The organism is Massilia aurea, assembly GCF_040790145.1.
GTDB lineage: Bacteria > Pseudomonadota > Gammaproteobacteria > Burkholderiales > Burkholderiaceae_D > Telluria > Telluria aurea_C.
Genome location: NZ_JBFMMP010000039.1, coordinates 1 through 1,935, shown reverse-complemented (window position 1 = coordinate 1,935; position 1,935 = coordinate 1). Strand labels below are relative to the sequence as shown.

Here is a 1,935-nt window from a genome sequence, read left to right as displayed (position 1 = left end):
GGCGCAAAGTCGTTTCACGGTCCTGTTCGGGATGGGAAGGGGTGGGACCGACTTGCTATGGTCATCAGGCATAACTTGTACGAGCTTTACCTGGACGCGTCGGCAGCGAAGCTGCCAACCCTACGTCAAGCAAGGCTCTGAATCTGGAAGAAGTAGTGTTTTGTTTTAGGGTAGGTATTTGTATCGACAACAGCTGTACTCTCTTACAACCCTGGACTACCAAGGTTATAGGGACAAGCCGTACGGGCAATTAGTACTGGTTAGCTTAATGCATTACTGCACTTCCACACCCAGCCTATCAACGTCCTGGTCTCGAACGACCCTTTAAAGAGCTCAAGGCTCTGGGAAATCTCATCTCAAGGCAAGTTTCCCGCTTAGATGCTTTCAGCGGTTATCTCTTCCGAACTTAGCTACCCGGCAATGCCACTGGCGTGACAACCGGTACACCAGAGGTTCGTCCACTCCGGTCCTCTCGTACTAGGAGCAGCCCCCTTCAAATTTCCAACGCCCACGGCAGATAGGGACCAAACTGTCTCACGACGTTTTAAACCCAGCTCACGTACCACTTTAAATGGCGAACAGCCATACCCTTGGGACCGGCTACAGCCCCAGGATGTGATGAGCCGACATCGAGGTGCCAAACTCCCCCGTCGATATGAACTCTTGGGAGGAATCAGCCTGTTATCCCCAGAGTACCTTTTATCCGTTGAGCGATGGCCCTTCCATACAGAACCACCGGATCACTATGTCCTACTTTCGTACCTGCTCGACTTGTCGGTCTCGCAGTTAAGCACGCTTATGCCATTGCACTATCATCACGATGTCCGACCGTAATTAGCGTACCTTCGAACTCCTCCGTTACACTTTAGGAGGAGACCGCCCCAGTCAAACTGCCTACCATGCACTGTCCCCGATCCGGATAACGGACCAAGGTTAGAACCTCAAATGAACCAGGGTGGTATTTCAAGGATGGCTCCACAATCACTAGCGTGACTGCTTCAAAGCCTCCCACCTATCCTACACAGATTGATTCAAAGTCCAATGCAAAGCTACAGTAAAGGTTCATGGGGTCTTTCCGTCTAGCCGCGGGTAGATTGCATCATCACAAACATTTCAACTTCGCTGAGTCTCGGGAGGAGACAGTGTGGCCATCGTTACGCCATTCGTGCAGGTCGGAACTTACCCGACAAGGAATTTCGCTACCTTAGGACCGTTATAGTTACGGCCGCCGTTTACTGGGACTTCAATCAAGAGCTTGCACCCCATCATTTAATCTTCCAGCACCGGGCAGGCGTCACACCCTATACGTCCACTTTCGTGTTTGCAGAGTGCTGTGTTTTTATTAAACAGTCGCAGCCACCATTTTATTGCAACCCGTTCATCCTTCCACAGTAAAGTGGTCAAACTACTAGGGCGTACCTTATCCCGAAGTTACGGTACCAATTTGCCGAGTTCCTTCTCCCGAGTTCTCTCAAGCGCCTTAGAATACTCATCTCGCCCACCTGTGTCGGTTTGCGGTACGGTCTCGTATGACTGAAGCTTAGAGGCTTTTCTTGGAACCACTTCCGATTGCTTCAGAGCCTAAGCTCCTCGTCTCAACCCCTTGAATTACGTACCCGGATTTGCCTAAGTACCTTCTATGAGTCAAAAACTAGCTATTCCAACAGCTAGACAACCTTCCGCGATCCGTCCCCCCATCGCATCATACGACGGTGCAGGAATATTAACCTGCTTCCCATCAGCTACGCATCTCTGCCTCGCCTTAGGGGCCGACTCACCCTGCTCCGATGAACGTTGAACAGGAAACCTTGGGCTTACGGCGTGGAGGCTTTTCACCCCCATTATCGCTACTCATGTCAGCATTCGCACTTCTGATACCTCCAGCATCCTTTACAAGACACCTTCGCAGGCTTACAGAACGCTCTCCTACCATAT

Annotated in this window: 2 rRNA genes; both read right to left on the bottom strand. The window is 51.0% G+C overall.

Annotated features, from left to right (window positions below):
* Positions 1 to 69 (bottom strand): 5S ribosomal RNA (gene rrf, locus AB2N08_RS22875); the annotation flags it as partial.
* Between the two features lie 160 nt (positions 70 to 229).
* A 23S ribosomal RNA gene (locus AB2N08_RS22870) occupies positions 230 to 1,935 on the bottom strand; the annotation flags it as partial.